This is a genomic window from Methanobacterium formicicum DSM 3637, from assembly GCF_000302455.1.
GTDB lineage: Archaea > Methanobacteriota > Methanobacteria > Methanobacteriales > Methanobacteriaceae > Methanobacterium > Methanobacterium formicicum_A.
Genome location: NZ_AMPO01000001.1, coordinates 514,665 through 539,867, shown reverse-complemented (window position 1 = coordinate 539,867; position 25,203 = coordinate 514,665). Strand labels below are relative to the sequence as shown.

Here is a 25,203-nt window from a genome sequence, read left to right as displayed (position 1 = left end):
AAAAATTATTAATGTAAATGGATGTGTTTATCAAGTGTTCTGAATCAGTATCAACTTTCCGGTTTGGGGATCTTTATACACCTTCCCTACATTTTCATATCCTGTGGGGCCCCCGGATCCAGTGGCAATGGTTTCATTGATTTGCTGACCCATTTCCAGTTGAACTTTTTCTTTTATCGCCTGGGAAACCGCTGATTTCTCCTGAGGGGACATTTCACTGAACACCACACTCTGCAGGCCCATGGACATTATGGTGAATATGAGAAATCCCACTGCCAGTACCAGCATACAGTCCACCATGTTCACTGCGTAGATCATGGGGTCGATCTCTTCATCACTGGAAAGCAGTTCCTTTCTGCGTCTGTGCATTTTCTGCTTTATCATATTAGAATCTCCTTTTTAGATCTCCAGAGCATCTATTTCAAGATCTCCAGTAAAGTGTCCACTATGGTTTCCAGGTTGGAAAGTTCCTCCTCATACCATCGGCGCCTTACCTTAGATATGGTGAATGCAATAGCTGCAGAAGCCATACCCAGCACTGCTGCATCGAATGCTATTAAAAGATGCTGAGCCAGGGTTTGAATGTCTCCTTCACCCAGGGCAGTGAGTCCTGGACCTAATGGTATCAGGGTCCCCATTAACCCCACTGCAGGGGCGATTTTAGCAATAATATCGGTTTTTTCTAACCTTTTAGCTGCAATTATGCCTTCATCTTCAACCATTTTAAGGGCCAGGGACTCTCTGAATTCTGGACTCTGGTTGGAAGTTTCTGCCAGAGTTATCAGAACTTCCTTATGGCTGGGTGGAAGTTGGCTTGCTTTAATTATGTTAATCAGTTCATCAGGACTCTGCTGATCCTTCACTGCTAACATCTGCGCAATTAATGGTTTAATATCGAATTTAAGTTTTCGCCGCTTGTAATATTCAGATAAAAGAATTCCAAGGTTGGCGAGAGCATATATAAAGAATATTGCCAGAATAACCATTACTGGTGTTAAAAGACTCTGGGAAATTGAATGCATTACACTGTTGAACATATCGTTGATGGAAGCTACCACTGGATCACCTTTGAAACATGTACATGTTGTTGATTATACGGTTACTGTTTTTCTCTACTTCTGTTTATATAAAAGATATCTGCATGGAAAATTCTAGTTATGAGGCATTTCATTGTTTTCTCTTGGTTCCGTACAAGTATCCAAGGATGATCACTGCTGCGATCAATATGATTGCCAGACCATAGTATATTTCGGATTTAGGGGTGTCTTGGAAAACTTCGTATGCTTTTCCATTTCCTCCCCCTCCACCACTCTGCTGATTAAGAAGGCCAGCTGCCGATCCTAAACCAGAGCTTGATCCGTTGCCTAAACCCGTGCCGTTACCATTACCCCCACCAGTACCTCCACCAGTACCAGGATCAGTGCCATCCTTTACTGTAATGAGAATAGTTTTAGTTGACTGACCTGCACTGTTAGATGCAGTTAATGTAACCATGTAAGTACCAGGATTATTGTAAGTGTGAGTGGGGTTTTGTTCACTGCTGTCAGTGTGGTCGTCACCAAAGTCCCAGGCCCAACTTGTTGGTTTGTTACTGGATGTGTCAGTGAAATACACGGTAAGTGGTGCATTTCCAGTGCGTGGTGAAGGAGTGAAACTTGCAACAGGTGTTGTTTCAGAAATGTGTATGATTTGACTTCTAGTAGGTGAAATCTGGCCCGAAGCCACCAAATCCTCACCTGTTCCTTCAATCATTAGTGTCTGGAAACTTGCAGTACCAGTTATAGGCTCACCTGCTGCTTCGGGGAGTACTTTGAGGGTTATGATCAGGGTCTTTAAATGTCCCCTTTCATCATGTCGCATTCGATTTACGTTCCATATACCACTACCAGGATCGTAGTTCTGGAGAGTTTTATCTGGGACAACATGGGAGACATATTGCGTTCCTGATGGTATTGGTACATAGATCTCCACTGGATACCAGCTGTCTAATCCTTCATTACTTGCAGTTACAGTCATGGTGATTGTGTCCCCCACATTTGCCGTGGTTTTATCGAACTCTACAGTCAAATATCCACTAAAAGGGGCGAATGCAAATCCCATAGTCGACGATACAATAGCCAGTAAGACAATTACTGAAATAAGAGTTTTTTCTGATTTCATCTTTTCCACACTGTTTTATCCCATATAACATATTTTTAAGGGTTTAAATCATGACTGAGTTTGACTGATTCCTTTAAATTTTAGTTCAGTTGTTTATGGGAATGTTGGATGCACTCCATGCTTTGACAGTTATGGTGGCTGGTAGTGTTCCATTATTTTTATAGCTGGTTAATATTCTGCTGTATAGATAAATCTGTGACTGATAACTAATCTGCCCCAAACCCATTAAACCATAGGGCGGTGCCTGATTATTCTCAGCCATATACTGCGCAATTCTATTAGCAAAATCCACATAAGTACCCACAGTAAGCGCCCCAGTATTCAAACTCTCATAACTACTAGAGGGCAACGAATAACTCCCCACAGTCAAAGTAGTATTCAACGGTTTACCACTGTTAAGAAGATTAGTTGCACTGGTGGCCAAAAATAAGAACTGCGCCATGTTTATAGTGCTAGTTCCAATAGTTACCGTAGCAGGCAAGGCCTTGTTACTTTCAATCTGAGCTTTAACAACACTCGCCGCATCTAACACTTGAGCAATAGTATAAGTCCCACTAATAACCTCAGTAATAGGTATATTACCAGCACCCCACGACTTGATAGTCACCACAGTAGGCAGCAATCCATTACTCTTATAACTAGCCAAAATTCTACTATAGAAATAAATTTGCGACTGATAACTAATCTGCCCCAAACCAATCAAACCATAAGGCGGTGCCTGATTATTCTCAGCCATATACTGCGCAATCCTATTAGCAAAATCCGCGTAGGTATTTGTGGTCAGTGCTCCTGTTTTCAGGTTTTCACTACTGCTAGAGGGCAGCGAATAACTCCCCACAGAAATGGTGGTTGATGTATTTTGACCGTTGTTGAGCGCTACGGTTGCGGAAGTTGCAAGGTATAGGAACTGTGCCATATTAAGCACATGCCCCCCAACCGTCACCGTGTTCGGTAAGGATTTATTGGCCTCAATATAAGCTTTCACAGTATTGGCAGCATCCAAAATCTCATTAACAGTGACCGAGACCACTACTGGCTCACTGATAGGAATATTATCTGAACTCCAGGACTTAACAGTTACAACTGCGGGTAAAACACCATTCGCCCCATAAAGACTCAAAACCCGGCTGTAAAGATAAATCTGAGATTTGTAGCCAATTTGTCCCAGCCCGATTAAACCATAAATAGGGGCTTCATTATTACTCTGAATATAACTTGCAATACGGTCCGCGAAATTCACATAATCCACTAAACTCATTGTACCAGTGTTTAAATTTTCATAACTACCACTTGGCAATGAATAATCGCCTAGAACCATAGAATAACTATTTGCTCCACCGTTAAACGCAACTGTGGCTTTTGTAGCCAGATAAAGGAACTGTGCCATGTTCAAACTCACGCCACCCACTGTCACCGTGGCAGGTAAGGATTTATTGGCCTCAATATAAGCCTTCACAGTATTCGCAGCGGCAATTATCTCATCTTTGGTTAAATTAAGCGGTACTATACTGTAGGTTTCTGTGTATATAGATCCCCAGTTGTTTGCAGAGTCTATTGCAGCGAATTTTAGGATGATAGTATTACTTATTGGAATGGGGTTGGTGTATTTGATTTTGGTGCTGCTGGTTCTTGGATCTGAGCCATCTGTGGTGTAGTATATGGTTGTTCCCGCGTTGGAGGTGAGAGTGACTATTTGAGTCATATTGTAAACTCCACCAGCAGGAGTGGCGCTGGAGATGAATGGTACCAAGTATGCGAAACCTATGGCTGAGTTGGCAGACATGTAACTTACATAAGGAACCCCCTGTGAATCACAGGTGAGGGAGAGCCAGTGCCCGGCACCATCTAAAGTGTTTATATTGTTAATGATCCAGTTTGAACCTTCCTTGTAAGCGTATTTCAGATTGCTGGTTACAACATCCTGGTAAACTATTCTAGGATTGCCTGCTGGATCCAGTATCAGTTTGCTGGCTAATGAGTCTAAACTATCCACGACTTCAATGACCCATTTTGTTTCAGTGTAGTATGCGTATTTTAAAACTCCCCCACTGAGCCCGGCGCTATAACTAATATGTGGGGCGCCCAGTGAATCAATTACCAAGGAACACCACATACCAACATCCCCAGAGTCATCCACAGTCTCAATCTGCCATATACCAGTTGGTGTTCTTTTGGCGTATCTCAGAATACCTGTAGTTGAACTGTAATAATCATAGTATGCTATTCTAGGGTTTCCATTAGGGTTAAGTGCCAAAGAATTCCAGTGACCACCAGTTGGGGTGGGTGTTACGTTTTCTATAACCCAAGTAGTACCGTTGTTGTAGATGTATTTGAGTCTTTCTTCTGAGTTTTCAAAATAGCTTATTTGAGGGTTGTCATTGTATAAAACCAGGTTTACGTATGAAACATCAGTATTGTTGACTAAGTCAAAGAAATGCCATCCTGTTGAATCTTTATAAGCATATTTAAGTTTGTCTGGAGTGCTTTGACTGTATGCTATGTGGGGGTTGCCGGAGGAGTCCAGTACCAGTGAAACATAATACCCAGAACCGGATTGGGTTGATTCCAGGGTTTCTATATGCCAGGTGGTACCGGTCCAGTATGCGTATTTAAGTTCAGGGTATTCAGTTGCGGAATCTGCCTTCTGATAGTAGACTATGTGAGGGTTTCCTGATGCATCCACGGCAATGGAATTGTACATACTGTTGGTATCCAGGAGGGTGCTTACCCAAGTCCCGCTTGCCCCTGGTTTGTCCAGTATGTAGGTCATGGTGGTGATGTTGGAAACGTGTCCAGCAGCATCAACTGCAATGAATTTCAAGAGTGTGGTTCCAACCAGGTTGATGGGTATTGTCCAGGTGTAGAGTGTGCTGTTAATGGTGGGGTCAGTTCCATCCAGGGTGTAATATATCTTAGGATGGAGATCCAGTTCATCAACTGCAGTCAACTTTACAATCTGGTCCCTGTCAAACAGACCGCTGGGTAAGTCCGCTGAAGCTACTGGTGCTTTAACATCTACCATGTTGTAGGTTACCGTGTAAACTGGACTCCAGTTACCAGCAGCATCCAGGGCTGCGAATTTCAGAATGACATTACCCAGTCCATTAATTGTTATGGGAGTGGTGTAGCGAGTGCTGCTGGTAGTAGGGTTGGTTCCATCTGTGGTGTAATATATGGTGGTGTTGGTGTCCAAATTATCAGTGGCAGTTAAATTTACATTTTGAACTGTGTTGAATGTGCCCCCAACAGGAGTAGCATTGGCAGATGGTGCTGTTTTGTCAATGATATAATTCAAAGTAGAAACAGGGGAGGTGTTCCGTAATGAATCAACTGCAATGAATTTCAGAGTAGTTTTACCCTCATTGGCAATGGTTAGTGGCCCGTTGTACAGTGTACTGCTGGTGGTAGGGTCATTCCCATTCAGAGTGTAATATATTTTTGGATTAGGGTCAAGGTCATCTTTAGCAGTTAAATTAACAGTTATAGTTGTGTTGTAAGAGCCACTGGGTAAGTTTGCGGTGGGTGTTGGGGCCACAATATCAGTGTTACTGGTGAGGATGGTCATGGTTTTTTCAGAACTGCCCACTGCATTGGTGACTGTTAACTTGACAGTGTAGGTTCCGGGAGTTGTATAAGTGTGTGTTGGGTTCTGTTCGGCAGAAGTTGAGCCATCTCCAAAGTCCCATGCGTAGGTTAATGGATTAGTTCCAGTTGACTGGTCATTGAATTCAACAGTTAATGGTACTGTACCCTTGGTGGGGTTGGCAGTGAAATCTGCTTCAGGGGTGCTGGACACACCGTTAACATAGTATCCGGAGGATCCGGTACCACCTACTCGATTTACCCATCGAACACCTTCGCCCTGTTTTGAACTCTGGCAGTAGGCATAGGCACCGAATGCTGCCAGTGATCCTTCAGGAAGGTTGAAAAATTCATAGGTGATCTTGATCATTCCATTGTCAATAAATGTGTAATCAGGGTACAGGCTTCGAGTGTTGGGTCCGACGAACCCTGCCCATAAATCAATGAACATTATGCTAAATGTGTTGGTCAGGTTAGATGTATCCTGACCTTCATAGATGGGATAATTACTGGTCGGGCAGGGCTTCCAGGTCTGGAGACCGTATAGGAAATCTTCTTTAGTAAAGGTTTCATTAACTGTCCCTATCACGTAGGTCATGTTAGCAGGGTCAGGATGCAGATTATAATCCAGAGGAACCCACTGGTATCCACTGGCAGTTATGATAACGTAAAAATTATCAGGAATTGTACCATTTATGGCAATCATTAGTATACCGTTATCATTCCATCCCCGACCACCAGTATCACTCATGTAGAAAACACCAGATGACGAGTTAACAAACACCACACCCCCCGCATCAGTGCTGTTATTGGCAGATAGGTGCAAAGCATTCTGGCCCTGCTGTGCACTTTGACTGGATGAATTAAAGAAATTATAAGTGTTGTTCAGGCCAGTTATGTTTTCGTTGGCATTAAACCGCGCCCCATTATCATTGGAAACTGTTAAATTCTGATCCATAGATGCTGGGATAACAGTTTGATCAGCAGCTGCACTTCCACATATAACTAGAGCCATAAAACACGTGATTGCCAGAAACATTACATAATTCTTTCCCAATTTTCATCCACTCCATTGTAATAAATACTGTTAACATTAACTTCGATACGTCAACATTTACAATTCTTATAATATAAGACTTTCTAAGGAATTTTCTAGAATTTAATACCCACATTAACTCACATATTCTAGGATATTTTTTAAAAAAAAAGAATTTAACAAACATTAAAACTATAATATTCTAAAATAAAAAGTAATAACTATTTACGATAAATCATTACAAATGTAATCAATAGGTTTATTAAACCATCTCGCTTAACTAAAATCATCTTAAAAATAGTCATACTAAGGAATAACAAAATGGATCGAAAAATCAGGGCAACAGCCATAATTGGAGTTATAATTATCATTGGTGTTATCGGAATTTACATCCTAACTTCTGGTTTTAATTTCTCTGGAAATACCACGGATATGATTGGCAGAAGCGTGGCATTACCTGCTGAAATTAATAAAACCTACGCCATGTCAGAATCAGTTACTGTACCCCTTTACATGCTCGCCCCTGAAAAGATGATTGCCTGGAATTCCAACCGCACCTCTTCCGAGAACCAATACATGCCAGTGGAGTACCAGAACCTACCTGTAATGAAGGGAGGTAAGCAGAACTCCAATTATGATTCAATCATAGCCCAGAATCCAGATGTGGTGTTTGTGGGTCATGGGGAGGATAAGGAAACAGTCAATGAAATTCAGGAGAAATTTGGCCAGATTCCGGTTGTGGATGTGGAAGGAGATAACAACCTCACCAGTATCGTGCCTGCCATCCAGTTCATGGGGAAAGTTCTGGGAGAAGAAAATAAATCCAACCAACTGGTCAGTTTCTACAATAAAGTTTCAGATAAGGTTAAAAACACTGTATCCAGTATTCCTGAATCAGAGAAAAAGAAGGTGTACTATGCCAAGGGTGCCAATGGTTTAACCACTTTTGCACCGGGTTCTCCCCAGGTTCAGCTTATAACCATCTGTGGTGGGGTGAATGTGGTTCAGTCCCCGGTGAGTAAGGGAGGTATGGGAGTTTCCATGGACCTGGTTTCACAGTGGAATCCTGATGTTATCATTACAAATGATTCACAGTTCTATCAGAACGTCTACACCAACCAGTCATGGCAGAACATAAACGCAGTGAAAAATAAGCAAGTATACTTGGTACCACAATCCCCATTTAACTGGTTTGAAAATCCACCAGGAGCCAACACCATTATTGGGATACCCTGGACTGCCAAGGTACTCTATCCAGATAAATTCAAGGATATGGATCTCAAAAATCTCACCAAGGAATTCTACAGTGAATTTTACCATTACAATTTAACTGATGGTGATGTTTCCAATATACTGAGTTCTTCCGGGTTGAACAGTTCCAATCAGTAGAATATTTAATCCCCATTTCATTTCCTTCTTCATTTTTAATTTATTTCCCGTTTTGTAATAAACCTTAAAAATCAGGAACTCAGGTTTTAGCTTAAAAACTTTACGTATATCCCCTAAGACGACATGTTTAAATATACTTATCGATCACTTAGTTTATGTAAGTACTTCACAGGTGAGTATAAATGGACAAATACGAAGTTCTCCTGGAAAAAGCCATGCAATTACACGGTGAATTCTGTCCAGGCATAGTTATTGGGACTAAAATGTGTATGGCTGCCATGGAGAAGTTGGGTATGAACCCCCTGGAGCAAAATGAAAACCTCATAGTTTATGTAGAGATAGATCGATGTATATCCGATGCCATAATAGCCATAACCGGCTGCAGCCTGGGTAATCGGAGACTGAAATACAATGATTACGGTAAATTTGTAGTGAATTTCACAGACATAAAAAACAGGAAAACAATCAGAGTATCTACCCGTGACGATAAAGTTAGCTCTTTTACTGGATTCTGGACTTTACTGGAGAATATTCTAACCTCTGATAAATACACGGACCCCACCACTCAAAGAGAAGAACTGGAAACTGTGGCTGAAATAATATCTCAAATGTCTGAGGAGGAACTCCTATCCCTTGAGAATGTTCATCTGGAAATACCTGAAAATGATATTCCTGGCCTTCCAGACCACATAGCAGTATGCTCCATCTGTGGAGAGCATGTTATGGATGGGAAAGAATTCGTTTTAAACGGCAATATTATTTGCAGATCCTGCGCCAATGAAAATGTTAAACTGGTGGTTAACAGATTTTACGGAGACTTTTCCAGTTTTGATATGGAAAGTTAAGGATAATTGCTCAAAAATGGCATTAACCATATGAATAGGAACTACGCTAGAATCCAATACTTCCAGCACCTAAAAAATGGTACATGCAATTTTTTTGAAATTGTTTTTTATTTCTGTTTAAAGTCAGGATTAGACAAGCCGGGATATATGATACAACTTAAAAATGTGGTGCGGTTTATATTGGAGGATGCACTGAAAACACCAGGTTGAATTATGAAGATGGAACCCATGTTGAAGCCAAAACTAAAGATTGTGTGTTTGGTTCCCGTCAAAAACATTACCAGATATGGATGGATACCATTGAAAATGAGGTTAACCAGGTAGGTATTGAAGATTATATCTTGATCAATGATAATTCTGGTTTTTGGCTTTTATTCCGAAAAAATTTAATTAAATAAGACAGGAACATAACAAAAAATTAATTTCTATTTTAACTAATCTTATTTCGAGAAAATAATAGACTATTTAAACATTTAGATACAATTTAAAGAATAAAAATCATTGCTTAAATATATAGATTTAAATCCAGCTTTTTTTAATAAAATTTGAATCAGTTTTTACTAGTATAATATTATTTTAGCTAATTAAATTGTTTCTTACCCTTTAAAAATTGGATATTCGATATGTATATATGGGCATTTAGATTATAGCCAAATTGCTAGTAGATGATAATAATGAATCTTAAGGTTTATATGAAGGTTCAACAAATTTGAACCGTGATATGCAAATCTCAACATATCAACAAAAATGATAGGAGGTGAAAAACTGAAAAAACACGCAATACCAATAATAATCCTATTTTTTGTAGCATTAGCCCTTTGTGGAAGCGCATCAGCAGATAGTGAAAGTGAGACTACAATTTCCAGCCAGTCAGACATGAACACAACCGATCTTCCGTCCAACAGGCACATATTCATCAACGTGTCCAACGATGGCGGAGTGAAGTACAACAATGACAGTGCCTATTACGTTGGCCCCAACGGTACATACTACATCAAAGCAGATGGAGGTGGACTTAACGAGCTTCACGTCAGTAACAGTAGTGCTACAACCTATGCTTATGGTCAAGTAACTGTTGTTAACTCCACGAGTGTGTCCCCATCAGGTGTGTTCTACCTCACCAACACTGGGGGCCGTGGATTCACCGATAACATCATACTTCTGTTATCAGTGAAGGGGCCCATATCAGATGATTTCTCCGTGACCATCATTTCTAATGGTTACACATGGACACTTCCAGTAGTTGCTGGTGCATATCAACCAGCCGCACCAACAGACTATCACTACATCACAGGTGTGAATGAGACTTTCACAAAGTCTGACTTCCAGTACGGACCACAGATCTACAAGCCAGGTCCAGGCGCATTGGGTGTATGGTCCCTACCTCTCTACTACGGCCAGAACACAAGTGAAAGCTCCACTGAGGAGTACTTGATGTTCATAGATCTGTACGTTGGAAACATAAAGTCAAGTAGTGTGCCAGGTTTAATAGACAACGGCGCTGTGAAAGTGCAATACGTATTCAATAACCTTACCACAACAGCATCCTTCAACATGTATGGATGGACACTTGCCTCAAACCAGGGTGAGGGAATCAGCTGGACAAACAAAGTTGTATTGGGAGACACACAATCTAGCGGTTACACAGTTAACTACTCCCCTGTGACTCCTGTTGCAGATTTCTCAGCCAACACCACATCTGGTAACGCACCTTTAAATGTGCAGTTCACAGATACCAGCAGCAACTACCCCACCTCATGGATATGGGACTTCGGAGACAGCACCACATCAACAGAACAAAACCCCACACACACCTACACCAAACCAGGAAACTACACCGTAACACTCACAGCAATCAACGCAGCAGGAAACAGCACCAAAACACTGAACATCACAGCAATAGACGTCATACCACCTACTGTAACCATTGAACCTATTGGCGGATTGTTCAACACCACACAAACTGTAACACTAAATACAACTGATGACAGTGGAAATGCAACAACATACTACACAACAGACGGAAGCGACCCAACCACAAGTAGCACAAGAAACGTTTACAATGGTCCAATAACCATCAAAAGCACAACTACACTACTATTTGCAGCAGTGGATGCATCGGGTAATTGGAGTCCAATCTACAACCAGACCTACCAGATCAAATCCGATGTCTACGTGAACATCACACCGTCAAACTCCAACCCACATGTAGGAGACAAAGTAACCTACACCTTCAAACTAGGAAACAATGGACCAGGAGACGCAAGTAACATAGTATTCACCTACGTAATACCCGAAGGAGTAGAATACGCAGGAGCAAACGTGGACCAAGGAACAGTAAACTACGACCCAACAACCAGAACACTAACCTGGAACGTAGGAAACGTAACAGCAGGCACAGACCCATACCTATGGCTCAACCTCAACATACTAAACCCAGGCACATTCACCATACAACCAACCGTCACAGTAGAAGGATACAACCCCGGACTTAACAACAACATCGAAACATTACAAGTAAACGCAGCACCAAAAACAAGTACAGCAAACACAGGATCACCAACAAACACAGAAACAGTAAACGCAGCAACAACCACGCAAACAATACCAATGAAAACCACCGGAATACCAATAACGGCCCTAATATCCGCATTAATCATGATAGGAAGTGGATTAGCCTTAAGCAGGAAAAATTAAACCCATTTTTTCTTTTTTATTTCTTTTGAATGCCTAATTTTTTTGATTTACTTATATTAAACCAGTTACTGCAGATTCTATAGAATATTTAATGTAGATCATTAGATAACAATCAAAGTTACTTGTTATTTAATGTTTTTTTCCATTTTTTAATATCATTTTGAAAGCATTACATCTGTAAGTTGATCATTTAATTCTATATGAGTTTTTATCTTTTAACACTCTCTTGAATGCTTTTAGACTCTCTGATTATCTATATATCCTACCAAATAATGAAATATTTTTCTATTTTTATTATGAAAATAGTTAGAATACTAATGTTTATATGAAGGTTCAACAAATTTGAACCGTGATATGCAAATATAGGCATATCAACAAAAATGATAGGAGGTGAAAAATTGAAAAAGCACACAATACCATTAGTAATCCTTTTTTTTGTAGCATTAGCCCTTTGTGGAAGCGCATCAGCAGATAGTGAAAGTGGGACTACAATTTCCAGCCAGTCAGACATGAACACAACCGATCTTCCGTCCAACAGGCACATATTCATCAACGTGTCCAACTATGAAGGAGCGAAGTACAACAATGACAGCGTCTATTACTCCGGTCCCAACGGTACCTACTACATTTCAGCAGAGGGAGGAGGACTGAACCAGCTCCACATCACTAACAGTACAAATAATGCTTACGGACAGGTGAACGTTATCAACGCCACAAGTACATCCTCATCAGGTGTGTTTTACATAACCACCACAGGGGGTAGAGGATACAACGATGATATAATTCTTCTTTTATCAGTGAAAGGACCTATATCGGATGATTTCTCAGTAACCATCATTTCAAGTGGTTACAACTGGACACTTACAGGTGCCGCACCCACAACTGACGCTATAAATTACTTAAATGGTGCGGTGAATGAGACTTTCACAAAGTCTGACTTCCAGTACGGACCACATGTCTACAAACCTGGTCCTGGAACATTAGGAGTATGGTCTCTTCCACTTTACTACGGCCAGAACACCAGCGATCCCTCAACAGCAGAATATCTTATGTTCATCGATCTGTACCTTGGAAACATAAGAACTGCAGACATAGATAACGGTGCTGTTAAAGTTGAATACACTTTCAACAATCTGAACACAAAAGCTTCATTCAACACATACGCATGGACAGTAGGCGGAAAAGATGGTGAGGGAATCAGCTGGACAAACAAAGTTATATCTGGAGACACACAATCTAGCGGTTACACAGTTAACTACACCCCTGTGACTCCTGTTGCAGATTTCTCAGCCAACACCACATCTGGTAACGCACCTCTAAATGTGCAGTTCACAGACACCAGTAGCAACTACCCCACCTCATGGATATGGGACTTCGGAGACAGCACCACATCAACAGAACAAAACCCCACACACACCTACACCAAACCAGGAAACTACACCGTAACACTCACAGCAATCAACGCAGCAGGAAACAGCACCAAAACACTGAACATCACAGCAATAGACGTCATACCACCTACTGTAACCATTGAACCTATTGGCGGATTGTTCAACACCACACAAACTGTAACACTAAATACAACTGATGACAGTGGAAATGCAACAACATACTACACAACAGACGGAAGCGACCCAACCACAAGCAGCACAAGAACCGTCTACAACGGACCAATCACAATAAACACAACAACCACACTAAAATACGCAGCAATAGACCCAACAAATAATTGGAGTCCAATCTACAACCAGACCTACCAGATCAAATCCGATGTCTACGTGAACATCACACCATCCATAACCAACCCCACAGTTGGCGACAAAGTAACCTACACCTTCAAACTAGGAAACAATGGACCCGGAGACGCAAGTAACATAGTATTCACCTACGTAATACCCGAAGGAGTAGAATACGCAGGAGCAAACGTAGACCAAGGAACAGTAAACTACGACCCAACAACCAGAACACTAACCTGGAACGTAGGAAACGTAACAGCAGGCACAGACCCATACCTATGGCTCAACCTCAACATACTAAACCCAGGCACATTCACCATACAACCAACCGTCACAGTAGAAGGATACAACCCCGGACTTAACAACAACATCGAAACATTACAAGTAAACGCAGCACCAAAAACAAGTACAGCAAACACAGGATCACCAACAAACACAGAAACGGTGAACGCAGCAACCACAACCAGCACCCAAACAGGAACAGTACCCATGAAAACAACCGGAGCACCCTTAGCCGGACTAATCCTCGGTATTCTATGTATAGGAAGCGGAATAACCCTAAGCCGGAAAAAATAAAAAAATTCCCCCTTCTTTTTTTCTTTTTTAAAGGATAATCAATGAATTCTAGATATGCAATAAGATACATATTATTAAAAATATGAATTTATCTTAATCTTATTAGATATTTATACATTTAAAACTAAAATCAACATTAATTAACGATTTATTTTGCCAATTTATTATTAAATTTAAATTAAAGCCATATTTACTTATAAATAGTCTGTTTTACATTCAACATTACACATCATGTAAAGGTTTATATAATTGATTTATAGATTCTTACATGTCGATTATAAATATTGAAAATGATAATGGAGGTGATAAAGTGAACAAAAAGATAATATTTATAACACTTAGCTGTCTCTTGGTTTTAATTTTGTGTGGAAGTGCATCAGCAACTGACCTGAACAACACAACCAACATTACACAAAATAACCATGTCTATATCAATGTATCCAATGATAATGGAGTTAAATACAACGTGGACTATGATTACTATTTAAATGACCCATTACAACAAGGATACAATCCAAACGGTACCAATGGTACTTACTACATCAAAGCTGAAGGTGGAGGACTTAACCAACTTCACATCTGTGACAGTAACAGCACAAGCGCAATGTACGGTCAAATAACCGTGACCAACACTACCAGTGGTACTCAATCTGGTGTGTTCTACATCACTACCACAGGAGGTCGTGGGACCAATGATGATATCATACTTCTGTTATCAGTGAAGGGACCTATATCTGACAATTTTAATATAACTATAGTCTCAAGTGGGTACACCTGGATAATTTCGGTTTTTGGTGCAACTCAGCCGCCACTACCCACAAACCCTCAGTACGTAGTAGGGGCTGTGAACAAAACTTTCACAAAGTCTGACTTCCAGTACGGACCACAGACAACAAGACCTGCTCCTAGCGGATGGCAACCACTTTACAGTGGCCAGAACACAAGTGATCCTTCAACTGCTGAGTACTTGATGTTCATAGATCTGTACGTTGGAAATCTGAGGTCAGGTCTTTCGCAAGCACCAATAGATAATGGTGCTGTTAAGGTTGAATACACACTCAACAACATGTACACAACAGCTTCATTCAACGCTTACGCATGGACTGGTGCATCATTCCAAGGTACCGGAATTAACTGGTGTAATCCAATCATAAATAACGCAAATCCTTGTGTAGTTACAGTTAATTATGCTCCAGAAACTCCTATTGCAAACTTTACTGCTGATAAAACATCAGGATCTGACTCACTGACTGTTAAATTCACAGACAGTTCTGCAAATTACCCAACATCATGGATGTGGGACTTTGGAGACGGAACAACATCAACCGAACAGAACCCAACACATACCTACAGTGCTCCCGGGAACTACACTGTTAAATTAACAGCAACTAACCTTGCCGGCAGTAATACCATGGCAAAAACCGATTTCATCACTGTTTTAAAATCGGAGGTTTATGTGCAGATCACTCCGTCCATCGCCAACCCCACAGTTGGGGATAAAGTAACTTACACCTTCAAACTAGGTAACAAAGGACTAGGAGATGCGAATAACGTGGTATTCACCTACGTACTACCCGAAGGAGTAGAATACGCAGGAGCAAACGTAGACCAAGGAACAGTAAACTACGACCCAACAACCAGAACACTAACCTGGAACGTAGGAAACGTAACAGCAGGCACAGACCCATACCTATGGCTCAACCTCAACATACTAAACCCAGGCACATTCACCATACAACCAACAGTAACCGTAGCAGGAAACAACATCGGACTAAACAACATCGGAACCTTACAAGTAAACGCAGCAAAAGCAACAACACCAACAACAAATACTGTAAACGCAGCAACCACAACCAGCACCCAAACAGGAACGGTACCCATGCAAACAACCGGAGCACCACTAGTTGGACTAATCCTCGGTATCCTATGTATTGGAAGCGGAATAACCCTAAGCCGGAAAAAATAAAACTTTTTCCTTTTTTTCTTTTTTAAGTTCTTAAATAAGAGGATGGAGATTAATTTTAACTAATTAAATATCAAATAAGCGTTATTGGTATTTATCAGGAAAATAGTTCCTTTATCATTACATAAATGAAAAATAAGTTTAAATGAAAGTGATTTACTTACAAGAAATATCTTGAAAAAAAATGATTGATGATATTGGATTTAAAAAGTTTATTTTTAAATAACAAATATATCTTCAAAACAAATATATCTTCAAAAAAGATAATTTGATCATTCTATTAGAGTTTTAAGGATATTATAAACTGTTGATTAAAAAAAGAGGAAATATTATATCTACTTCCTCTTCATCATATACCATCCTGCACCAAGGATTATTACTATAGCAACTATTACCAGTGCATATTTACCCCATGGCGTGCCTGTTGCACCAGAGGTGTTATTGGCTGTGACATTTCCCGCATTGCCACCAATTACCAGAGGCTGACTTTGTGCTGATTTTAATGGATCAGTCCCGGAACTATCAGTAACACTTAGATAACTGGCATTGGCAGTTATGGTTTTCCCTGACAGTTCTGGCAGCACTTCCATGGTGATGTTCAGGGTTTTCTTCCCTCCTTCTTTGGAAGATAATTTCAGGTTGTCCACTTGCCATATACCTGTACTGGAGTTGTAAAGATTTTTAGTGGTTCCAGTAGTGGCGGTCATGAATTTCATACCCGCAGGTATTGGTGCTGAAACGTTAATATTGGTCAAATCACCTGGCCCAGTGTTGGTTAGGGTAACTATCATTATCACCTGGTCACCAACATTTGCCGTACTTTTATCAAAAGAAACTGATATGTCCGAACCGGCAAAGGCTGAGCCTGCTGAAGCAAAAATCAATAAAAACGTTGCTACCACAGTTAAAATTATTTTGTTTTTATACATTTTTAAATACCCCCTTAATTTCCTCAATGAGAAATTTTTTAGGAAAATTTTTATTTACTATAATGATATGTGTATATATACATATCCACCGATATTATGAATAATTAATCCAAAAATAATCATTCATTAACCGTAAATATTCATAAAATGAAAAGGACATTAATCTAATAATTTCAGGACATGAGAGAAAGATGAACTTTTATATCTTGATTGAGAGGTTTTCATGAATAAAAAAATCATTATAATTATGGTGCTGTTATTAATCATTCTCAGTAGTTTAGCTTTTTATACCAATACTTTGAAGGCCAATTCAAGTAACCAGACCCAGATAACTGATATGCTGGGCAGGAATGTGGAGGTACCCCTTAATGTTAGTCGAGTGGCATCCCTTTCTAACTCAGTTACGGTCCAGGTGTACATGCTGGCACCAGACAAGCTAATTGGATGGGATTCCAATCGAAGTGCAGTACAAAACAGGTTCATGCCCACCCAGTATCAAACTCTCCCTGTACTGGGAGGGGGTAAAAAAGATGCTAATTACGAAACATTCATATCAATGAATCCTGATCTGGTTTTTGTGGGCCATGGCATGTCGGTAGATGATGTGAATGATATGCAGGACAAATTGGGACTGATTCCACTTCTGGATGTGGAGGGAGATAACAATCTCACCAACATCGATTCTTCCATAAACTTCATTGGTAAAACCGTTGGTGAACAGAAGAAAGCCAGTGAGCTGGTGTCTTTCCACCAGAGAATGCTGAGTGAAGTGGTCAGTAAAACCGCTTCCATACCTGAAAATGAGAAAAAACGTGTTTACTATGCCCGGGATAGTACCGGTTTAATGACCAACCCATCTGGATCCGCTCACACTCAGCTAATTGATATGTGTGGGGGCATAAATGTGGCCCAGGTTCCTATAACCAAGGGTAGTGTTGGAGTTTCCATTGAACAGGTCCTAATATGGAATCCAGATATTATAATAGCCAGTGACCCCACATTCTACCAAAATATATACTCAGACCCTCTCTGGCAAAATGTGAAAGCAGTTAAGGACAAACAAGTTTATTTAGTCCCAAATTCACCCTTTAACTGGTTTGAAAACCCACCAGGAGCCAACACCATTATTGGAATACCCTGGACCGCCAAAGTACTCTACCCAGATAAATTTAGTGACCTGAACCTGAAAAACATTACCCAAGAGTTTTACTCCAGTTTCTATTATTACAACCTCACTGATGATGAAGCAAACTCCATAATCACCTCATCCGGGTTGAAATCATAACCATGAAACCATGGACCCCAGTTTCGAATATTGAATGATCCATGTGCACAAATACTAATCCAAACAACAAACATGGCCCCATACAACCAAAAAAGTGATATCTACATGCTCAAGAAAAAAATCAGGGATAAAATAGCAGCTCACAATATATCCATAACAGTACTGCTATGTATCCCTCTCATAATCCTATTTTTCCTTTCCTTTCTGGTTGGAAGATATCCTATCCCCCCTTATGATGTTATGATCACCATGGTTTCCAAAATTCTGCCCATTAACTCTACAGTTTCACCATCAATGGAGACAGTTATCTTCCAAGTAAGGTTGCCCCGTATACTGGCAGCCATGTTAGTGGGGGCGGCTTTATCCATTGCCGGTGCATGTTTCCAGGGATTATTCAGAAATCCACTGGTTTCACCTGATAAGCTGGGAGTTTCAGCTGGTGCAGGTTTTGCAGCATCATTAGCCATACTATTATCAGTTGGAACCATCATGATCCAGGTTTCAGCATTTTTCGGTGGTTTGATTGCAGTGGGACTTACCTACTTCATCAGCAGGACCTTTAAAGGAACATCCATTCTCACCCTGATTCTATGCGGTATTGCCATTGAATCCTTCTTCGGAGCCCTGATCGCCCTTTCCAAATACGTTGCTGATCCTTACCAGCAACTCCCCACCATTGTTTTCTGGCTTTTGGGAAGTTTTTCAGCAGTAACCATGCAAAAACTGGTGATGATGGGAATACCCGTTATAATTGGAATAATAATTCTCCTCCTTATCCGCTGGAGAATTAATGTTATTTCAATGGGTGAGGAAGAAGCTCAAACCATGGGCGTGGATACTAAAAAGTTGCAGGCCATTATAATTTTATGCTGTACTGTGGTAACCGCATCCTCAGTTAGTATCTGTGGAATTATTGGTTGGGTAGGTTTGGTTATACCCCATGTTACCCGGATGATAGTGGGGCCAGATCATAAAATTCTACTACCAGCCAGCGTGGTTACCGGGGCTTTCTTCCTCCTACTGATCGATGATGTCACCCGAACGCTCACCACAGTTGAAATCCCAATAGGAATACTTACAGCCCTTATTGGAGTTCCATTCTTTTTATATCTTCTTAGAAAAAGTAAAGAGGTGTGGGTATGAATCCTCTTATGGAAATAGAAGGCTGTTCATTTGCCTATGATGATAACAAGAACATTTTTGAGGATATAAATTTTTCAGTTACTCCAGGGGATATTTTCTGTATTCTGGGTGCCAATGGTACCGGTAAAACCACCCTGATTAAATGTTTAACCGGCCTTATGAAGCCCAATTCAGGAGAGATCATGATCGATGGTCAGGATATGAATTCATTTTCCCGTGCAGATCTGGCCAAAAAGATTGGTTATATCCCTCAAATTCATAATTCAACCTTTCCATTTACTGTGTTGGATGTGGTGTTAATGGGCAGATCTCCCCATCTGGACATGTTTGAATCCCCTTCTGATAAGGACTATGAAATTGCGCTGAAAGCCCTGGAATCCTTGAATATCAGTTATATGAAGGATAAACCCTACACGGAGATAAGTGGTGGTGAACAGCAGCTGGTTTTCATTGCTCGGGTTCTTGCACAGGAACCAAATATTCTTATTCTGGATGAACCCACTTCCCACCTGGATTTTGGTAATCAAATTCGAACCCTGAATATTATACAAAAGTTGGCCAGTGAAGGTCTTGCGGTGATAATGTCCTCACACTTCCCAGACCATGCATTTATTTCTGCAACTAAAGTGGCACTTATGAATGAAAAAAGATTCCTAGCCCTGGGAAAACCAGAAGATGTCATCACCCCCGAGAACATGAAACGTATTTACGGTATAGATGTGAAGATTCTGGATGTTGGAGGGAGAATGGCCTGCGTTCCTTAAATAATTTCATAAATAATCATTAAGTCACTAAAATAGTAGTATTAACCACAAGACAATGCATTAGACTAATGAAGGTTTAATCACTATATTTTTTAGAAAAATTCCTACGAGCTGCCCATAAAGTTAAAAACTATTACACGGGTTTCATCAACTGTTTTTAGATGATTATACTTTTTTCAGAAACAATGATATTTTACTAAAATTGTTTTAGATAAAATTGTCATCACCATACAATTTTTCATTACACTTGTACCAGAAAATTTATATAAGATGATTGCCAACACTAGTTTGTCGGAAGTATGTTTCCTTCTTCCGGTTAAATTTATTAGAAAACCAAAAAAGAGAGGTCAAAATGGTAAGAAAAATAGCTATATACGGTAAAGGTGGAATTGGAAAGTCAACAACAACTCAAAACACAGCATCAGCCATGGCACACTTTCACGATAAGAAAGTGATGATACACGGCTGTGACCCCAAAGCAGACAGTACAAGAATGATCCTTGGGGGCAAAATGCAGACAACCATGATGGACACCCTCCGGGAAGAGGGAGAAGAAGCCTGTATGGACCTAGATAAAATTATGTCCACCGGATTTGACGGAATTAAATGTGTTGAATCAGGAGGACCTGAACCCGGTGTTGGATGTGCAGGTAGAGGAGTTATAACCGCCATAACCATCATGGAACAACTTAAAGTCTATGATGACAATGACTTTGTTTTCTTCGATGTTCTCGGTGATGTTGTGTGTGGAGGATTCGCAATGCCCATCAGGGACGGTAAAGCAGAAGAAATTTATGTGGTAGCCTCTGGAGAGATGATGGCACTGTATGCTGCCAACAACCTTTGCAAAGGTATGGTGAAATACGCAGAACAAAGCGGTGTCCGGCTTGGAGGAATAATCTGTAACAGTCGAAATGTGGACGGAGAGAAAGAACTCCTGGAAGAATTTTGTAAACGTATCGGGACCCAGTTGATATATTTCGTTCCACGAGATAACATCGTTCAGAAAGCAGAATTCAACAAAAGAACCGTTGTTGAGTTTGATGAAGAATGTAACCAGGCCCACGAGTATGAGGAACTGGGTAGGAAAATAATTGAAAATGAAAATTTCGTAATTCCCAATCCAATGAGTATGGAAGAACTGGAAGAAATGGTTATGAAATATGGTTTAGTTGATTAAACAAACCAACCATCTACAAATTGGAAAGGGATTGATACCATAGAATCCAAGTTCAAAAATTTAACGGTGATTAAAAAAATGAAAATGATTAGAGCAATTGTACGCCCAGATAAAACTGAAGAAGTGGTTGATTCACTGGCAGAGGCTGGTTATGTGGCTTTAACCAAAATGGATGTTATTGGACGTGGAAAACAAAAGGGTATTCAGGTGGATAAAATTTACTACGATGAGTTACCCAAAACAATGATTCTACTGGTTGCAGAAGACGATGCCACTCCCCAAATTGTTGATTTAATAAATGAATCGGCATTTACCGGGAGTTTTGGTGATGGAAAAATATTCATCAGCCCAGTAGATGAAGCTTACACCGTAAGAACGCGCAGTAGTGAACTTTAACTTAATTTATGGGAAATAAAAGTCGGTGCATTTAATGAAAGAAATAATCGCAATAATCCGCCCCAACAAAATGACTCAAACTAAGGACGTTCTAAACGCCCTTGGATTTCCTGCAATGACTGCACAAAGAGTAATGGGGCGAGGAAAGCAAAAAGCAATAATTGGAGAAGTATCCTTCGACATACAGAACGAAACCCTTCTAAAAGAGGAAGGTACCATGCGATACATACCTAAACGACTTATATCGCTAATTGTACCCGATGAAGATGTTTCTTTAATTGTTGAAGCAATTATGAGAGTTAACCAGACCGGACAAAACGGTGATGGGAAATTATTTGTATGCCCTATAGACGAGGCAGTGCGGGTAAGAACGAATGAACGAGGGACAAAAGCCCTGGTTTAATCAATATTAAGATCATCAATCCAAAAGGGACAAATTAGCATAAAAATATTTCGAACAAAAAAATAACGGAGAATTCAGCATTTTAGGAGAGTAAAAATGCCCTATGAACTTTTTGAAGTGGATAAAGAAATCCCGGAAAGGAAAAACCATACTTATGTAAAAGACTTAGCAGATCCAACTGGAGAAATCCCAAAATGTAATACTAAAACTGTTCCCGGTTGTATGACCGAACGTGGGTGTGCATTTGCAGGTGTTAAGGGAGTTATAACTGGAGCTGTGAAAGACGTGGTGCACGTGGTTCACTCACCTGTAGGATGTACCACTTATGGTTGTGGGAGTAAAAGGTATCCCACTTCCCCTGATCTTCCCAATGGAGATAAAATTCCTGTAGATCAGTTTAACCTGAAATATATTATGGGTACCGATCTAAAAGAATCGGATGTGGTTTTCGGTGGAATGAAAAAATTACGACAGTCCATCTTGGAAGCTGCTAAAGAATTTCCATTTGTCACTGCCATCTACACCTATGCAACATGTACAACGGGACTTATAGGGGATGACATGGATGCAGTTGCTAAAGAATTATCAGAGGAAATTGGAAAAGATGTAATAGCATTTAATGCTCCAGGATTTTCAGGGCCAACTCAATCCAAAGGACACCATGTAGGTAATTTTACCCTTTTCAACAAATTGGTTGGAACCAAAGAACCACCAGAAACAACGCCCTACGATATCAACCTAATCGGAGAATACAATATAGATGGAGACCTGTGGGTCCTTCAAAAGTATTTTGAAGAGATAGGAATTAACATACTCTCCACATTCACTGGAGACTGCAGTCATGATGAAATATGCTGGATGCACAGGGCTAAATTAAGCCTAGTAAGGTGTCAACGTTCTGCAACTTACATTGCAGACTTAATCGAAGAGAAATACAACATCCCCTACATCAAGGTGGATTTTTTCGGCCCAAAATACTGTGCCGAAAATCTTATGGCTGTAGCTAAACACTTTGGACTGGAAGAAAATGCTCAAAAACTCATAGATCGTGAAATGGCCAAAATACAACCAAAATTAGATTTCTATAGAGAAAAACTTGAAGGAAAAACATTGTGGGTGTTTTCAGGAGGACCTAAAAACTGGCACCTTCCAGAACCATTAAAAGAACACCTTGGAATGGAAACAGTTGCTGTTTCAACCATGTTTGAACACGAAGATGGATATGAAAAGATCAAAGAACGTGTGGGTGAAGGAACTGTAATTGTGGATGACCCTAACTCACTGGAACTGGAAGAAATCATTGATGTATACAAACCAGACATTATTCTTTCAGGAATAAAAGAGAAATATATAGCTCATAAACTGGGAGTTCCCTGCGTGTTAATCCATTCATACGAAAATGGGCCCTACATGGGCTTTGAAGGATTCTTAAATCTGGCCCAGGATATATACGCATCAATATATAATCCAGTGTGGAATATGTTAGAATTTGAAGAAACCATCGAAGATGAAGAAGAAACTTCAAAAGAGGAAGTAAAAGGCAAAATATCTGAAACCGGAACAAATGTTCCTAAAGCCAAAGAAGAGGAGGTCCTGTAATGAGCTGTGCCAATGTAATGAAAAGGGATAGAACTGCAGTTATAAATCCCCTGGTTACCTGCCAGCCCATGGGTGCCATGTATGCAGTTGCCGGAATAAGAAGAGGTCTTCCACTGGTTCACGGATCTCAAGGATGTTCAACCTTTGTGAGATACTCATTCTCCAGACATTTCAGGGAACCTTCAGAAATTGCAGTAACATCACTACACGAAGATGCCGCAGTTTTCGGCGGAAGAAAAAACCTGATATCCGGTATTGGAAACCTGGCAGTCCGGTTTAAACCAAGTGTGATCGGCGCCATAAGCACCTGCTCCAGTGAAATTATTGGAGATGACATGGAAGGTTTCATCAAAATAGCTAAGGAAGAACTAAAACAAAAAATAGGGGAAGAAAAAGCAGAAAAAATAAAAATTGTACCCATAAGCACCCCCAGTTTTGTAGAAACCCATTTCAAAGGTTACGACAATGGTATTAACGCATTGGTGAATAATTTAGCCCAAGATCCTGAAGATAGTAATGAAAAGGTCAATATAATTCCAGGAATCGTTAATCCAGGAGATATCAGAGAAATAAAACATATAATGGGACTTATGGGAATTGATGGGATCATACTCACCGACATATCTGATCCATTTGATTCACCACTCCGCCCCTCAACAACTGAAACCAGACCATTCTATCCTAAAGGAGGAACAACTCTTGAAGAAATAGAAGATTCATCTAACAGCCTTGGAACAATAGCTTTGTGCGGATATGCAGGTTCTGGTGCCCTTTCTCTTGAGAAAAAGTATGAAGTTCCTGCTGCTGTAGGTCCTATACCCATTGGTGTTAAAAATACCGATAATTTCCTGAGAAATTTGAAAAAATTCACCGACACAGAAATTCCAGATTCTGTTCTGGATGAAAGAGGACTCTTAATAGATTCCATGGCAGATCTCGCATCAAGGTATCTTTTCGGACGTAAAGTAGCCATATTTGGAGATCCAGCCATAAGTGCAGGGATAGCCCGCTTTGTATGTGAACTGGGAATGATCCCATCCGTGGTTTGTACTGGTGTTGAAAATCCAGAATTCGTTAGTGAAATGAAAAAAGTAGCCAAAGAATCAGATGAACCAGTAGATGTCATGATAGGAAGCGATCTAAGAGCTTTAGAAGTTAAATTAGAGGAAGAACCAGTAGAAATGATGATTGGTCACTCTGATGGCAGATTATTTGCTAAACACCTCGATATTCCATTGGTAAGAGTTGGATATCCAGTTTATGACCGAGCAGGATATCACAGAGTCCCTATTGTAGGTTATAATGGTTCAGTTAATCTAATAGACCGAATAACCAATACTGTGTTTGACAAATACTATGCTGACGAACACTGGAAATTACAGCAGTAAAATGATCAAAATTTTCATAAATTTTTTTTAAAAAATATATATTAAGTAGCTAAAAAATGAAAAAAAATATAAATTAACGGTTATCTAATGCAAAAGAATAATAAATCTCACCATAACCCCCAAAAGGGGGAT

Annotated in this window: 19 protein-coding genes; 14 read left to right on the top strand and 5 right to left on the bottom strand. The window is 40.1% G+C overall.

Going from position 1 to position 25,203, the window contains the following annotated elements; translation table 11 throughout:
• Window positions 1-30: 30 nt before the first annotated feature.
• The 4 genes from A994_RS02505 to A994_RS02490 all read right to left on the bottom strand — a co-directional run bounded on the left by A994_RS02505 (window position 31) and on the right by A994_RS02490 (window position 6,757).
• A complete protein-coding gene (locus A994_RS02505; protein ID WP_004029696.1) occupies window positions 31-384 on the bottom strand; it encodes a DUF2149 domain-containing protein in 354 nt (117 codons plus the stop codon).
• A 32-nt stretch (window positions 385-416) separates the two neighbouring features.
• Complete coding sequence (locus tag A994_RS02500) at window positions 417-1,058, bottom strand: MotA/TolQ/ExbB proton channel family protein (protein WP_004029695.1); 642 nt, start codon at window positions 1,056-1,058, stop codon at window positions 417-419.
• Window positions 1,059-1,167: 109 nt separating this feature from the next.
• Window positions 1,168-2,160 (bottom strand): PKD domain-containing protein, encoded by a 993-nt coding sequence (locus A994_RS02495; protein WP_048204003.1) that lies wholly within the window; start codon window positions 2,158-2,160, stop codon window positions 1,168-1,170.
• An 85-nt stretch (window positions 2,161-2,245) separates the two neighbouring features.
• On the bottom strand, window positions 2,246-6,757 hold the full coding sequence (locus A994_RS02490) for a chitobiase/beta-hexosaminidase C-terminal domain-containing protein (protein ID WP_192812688.1): 4,512 nt from the start codon (window positions 6,755-6,757) through the stop codon (window positions 2,246-2,248).
• Window positions 6,758-7,099: 342 nt separating this feature from the next.
• On the opposite strand from A994_RS02490, the gene A994_RS02485 reads away from it, so the two are divergent.
• The 6 genes from A994_RS02485 (at window position 7,100) to A994_RS13605 (ending at window position 15,987) form a co-directional block, all read left to right on the top strand.
• Window positions 7,100-8,167 (top strand): ABC transporter substrate-binding protein, encoded by a 1,068-nt coding sequence (locus tag A994_RS02485; RefSeq protein WP_004029691.1) that lies wholly within the window; start codon window positions 7,100-7,102, stop codon window positions 8,165-8,167.
• Window positions 8,168-8,349: 182 nt separating this feature from the next.
• Window positions 8,350-9,012: an FmdE family protein gene (locus tag A994_RS02480; RefSeq protein WP_004029690.1), complete on the top strand. Its 663-nt coding sequence runs from the start codon at window positions 8,350-8,352 to the stop codon at window positions 9,010-9,012.
• 206 nt (window positions 9,013-9,218) lie between these two features.
• The gene (locus A994_RS02470) at window positions 9,219-9,410 is read left to right on the top strand and encodes a hypothetical protein (RefSeq protein ID WP_004029688.1); all 192 of its coding nucleotides are present in this window, start codon (window positions 9,219-9,221) and stop codon (window positions 9,408-9,410) included.
• A 349-nt stretch (window positions 9,411-9,759) separates the two neighbouring features.
• Window positions 9,760-11,709, top strand: coding sequence for a PKD domain-containing protein (locus A994_RS02465; RefSeq protein WP_004029687.1), 1,950 nt, complete (start codon window positions 9,760-9,762; stop codon window positions 11,707-11,709).
• Between the two features lie 398 nt (window positions 11,710-12,107).
• Window positions 12,108-14,021 carry a PKD domain-containing protein gene (locus tag A994_RS02460; protein WP_004029686.1) on the top strand — a complete coding sequence of 638 codons (1,914 nt, stop codon included), beginning with the start codon at window positions 12,108-12,110 and terminating at the stop codon, window positions 14,019-14,021.
• 310 nt (window positions 14,022-14,331) lie between these two features.
• Entirely contained in the window at window positions 14,332-15,987 is a 1,656-nt protein-coding gene (locus A994_RS13605) for a PKD domain-containing protein (protein ID WP_004029685.1), read from the top strand.
• A 332-nt stretch (window positions 15,988-16,319) separates the two neighbouring features.
• On the opposite strand, the gene A994_RS02450 is transcribed toward A994_RS13605, so the two are convergent.
• Entirely contained in the window at window positions 16,320-16,913 is a 594-nt protein-coding gene (locus A994_RS02450) for a DUF11 domain-containing protein (RefSeq protein ID WP_004029684.1), read from the bottom strand.
• Window positions 16,914-17,136: 223 nt separating this feature from the next.
• On the opposite strand from A994_RS02450, the gene A994_RS02445 reads away from it, so the two are divergent.
• From A994_RS02445 to A994_RS02410, 8 genes are all read left to right on the top strand, one after another.
• Entirely contained in the window at window positions 17,137-18,198 is a 1,062-nt protein-coding gene (locus A994_RS02445; RefSeq protein ID WP_004029683.1) for an ABC transporter substrate-binding protein, read from the top strand.
• A gap of 105 nt (window positions 18,199-18,303) precedes the next feature.
• The gene (locus A994_RS02440) at window positions 18,304-19,341 is read left to right on the top strand and encodes a FecCD family ABC transporter permease (protein WP_004029682.1); all 1,038 of its coding nucleotides are present in this window, start codon (window positions 18,304-18,306) and stop codon (window positions 19,339-19,341) included.
• Window positions 19,338-20,105 carry an ABC transporter ATP-binding protein gene (locus A994_RS02435; RefSeq protein ID WP_004029681.1) on the top strand — a complete coding sequence of 256 codons (768 nt, stop codon included), beginning with the start codon at window positions 19,338-19,340 and terminating at the stop codon, window positions 20,103-20,105. The genes A994_RS02440 and A994_RS02435 overlap by 4 nt, the downstream gene beginning before the upstream one ends.
• Before the next feature lie 352 nt (window positions 20,106-20,457).
• Window positions 20,458-21,285, top strand: a complete 828-nt coding sequence (nifH, locus tag A994_RS02430; protein WP_004029680.1) for a nitrogenase iron protein — start codon at window positions 20,458-20,460, stop codon at window positions 21,283-21,285.
• A gap of 78 nt (window positions 21,286-21,363) precedes the next feature.
• Window positions 21,364-21,681 carry a P-II family nitrogen regulator gene (locus A994_RS02425; protein ID WP_004029679.1) on the top strand — a complete coding sequence of 106 codons (318 nt, stop codon included), beginning with the start codon at window positions 21,364-21,366 and terminating at the stop codon, window positions 21,679-21,681.
• A gap of 34 nt (window positions 21,682-21,715) precedes the next feature.
• Complete coding sequence (locus A994_RS02420) at window positions 21,716-22,084, top strand: P-II family nitrogen regulator (RefSeq protein ID WP_004029678.1); 369 nt, start codon at window positions 21,716-21,718, stop codon at window positions 22,082-22,084.
• Window positions 22,085-22,180: 96 nt separating this feature from the next.
• Window positions 22,181-23,683, top strand: a complete 1,503-nt coding sequence (locus A994_RS02415; RefSeq protein WP_004029677.1) for a nitrogenase subunit alpha — start codon at window positions 22,181-22,183, stop codon at window positions 23,681-23,683.
• On the top strand, window positions 23,683-25,071 hold the full coding sequence (locus A994_RS02410; protein ID WP_004029676.1) for a nitrogenase component 1: 1,389 nt from the start codon (window positions 23,683-23,685) through the stop codon (window positions 25,069-25,071). The genes A994_RS02415 and A994_RS02410 overlap by 1 nt, the downstream gene beginning before the upstream one ends.
• The last annotated feature ends 132 nt before the right edge of the window (window positions 25,072-25,203 follow it).

Bases quoted from the DNA above. Each gene is read 5' to 3' on its own strand.
- A994_RS02505 (WP_004029696.1), bottom strand. From the start codon at position 384: ATGATAAAGCAGAAAATGCACAGACGCAGAAAGGAACTGCTTTCCAGT.
- A994_RS02495 (WP_048204003.1), bottom strand. From the start codon at position 2,160: ATGAAATCAGAAAAAACTCTTATTTCAGTAATTGTCTTACTGGCTATT.
- A994_RS02490 (WP_192812688.1), bottom strand. From the start codon at position 6,757: ATGGCTCTAGTTATATGTGGAAGTGCAGCTGCTGATCAAACTGTTATC.
- A994_RS02485 (WP_004029691.1), top strand. From the start codon at position 7,100: ATGGATCGAAAAATCAGGGCAACAGCCATAATTGGAGTTATAATTATC.
- A994_RS02480 (WP_004029690.1), top strand. From the start codon at position 8,350: ATGGACAAATACGAAGTTCTCCTGGAAAAAGCCATGCAATTACACGGT.
- A994_RS02465 (WP_004029687.1), top strand. From the start codon at position 9,760: ATGATAGGAGGTGAAAAACTGAAAAAACACGCAATACCAATAATAATC.
- A994_RS02450 (WP_004029684.1), bottom strand. From the start codon at position 16,913: ATGTATAAAAACAAAATAATTTTAACTGTGGTAGCAACGTTTTTATTG.
- A994_RS02445 (WP_004029683.1), top strand. From the start codon at position 17,137: ATGAATAAAAAAATCATTATAATTATGGTGCTGTTATTAATCATTCTC.
- A994_RS02440 (WP_004029682.1), top strand. From the start codon at position 18,304: ATGCTCAAGAAAAAAATCAGGGATAAAATAGCAGCTCACAATATATCC.
- A994_RS02435 (WP_004029681.1), top strand. From the start codon at position 19,338: ATGAATCCTCTTATGGAAATAGAAGGCTGTTCATTTGCCTATGATGAT.
- nifH (WP_004029680.1), top strand. From the start codon at position 20,458: ATGGTAAGAAAAATAGCTATATACGGTAAAGGTGGAATTGGAAAGTCA.
- A994_RS02425 (WP_004029679.1), top strand. From the start codon at position 21,364: ATGAAAATGATTAGAGCAATTGTACGCCCAGATAAAACTGAAGAAGTG.
- A994_RS02420 (WP_004029678.1), top strand. From the start codon at position 21,716: ATGAAAGAAATAATCGCAATAATCCGCCCCAACAAAATGACTCAAACT.
- A994_RS02415 (WP_004029677.1), top strand. From the start codon at position 22,181: ATGCCCTATGAACTTTTTGAAGTGGATAAAGAAATCCCGGAAAGGAAA.
- A994_RS02410 (WP_004029676.1), top strand. From the start codon at position 23,683: ATGAGCTGTGCCAATGTAATGAAAAGGGATAGAACTGCAGTTATAAAT.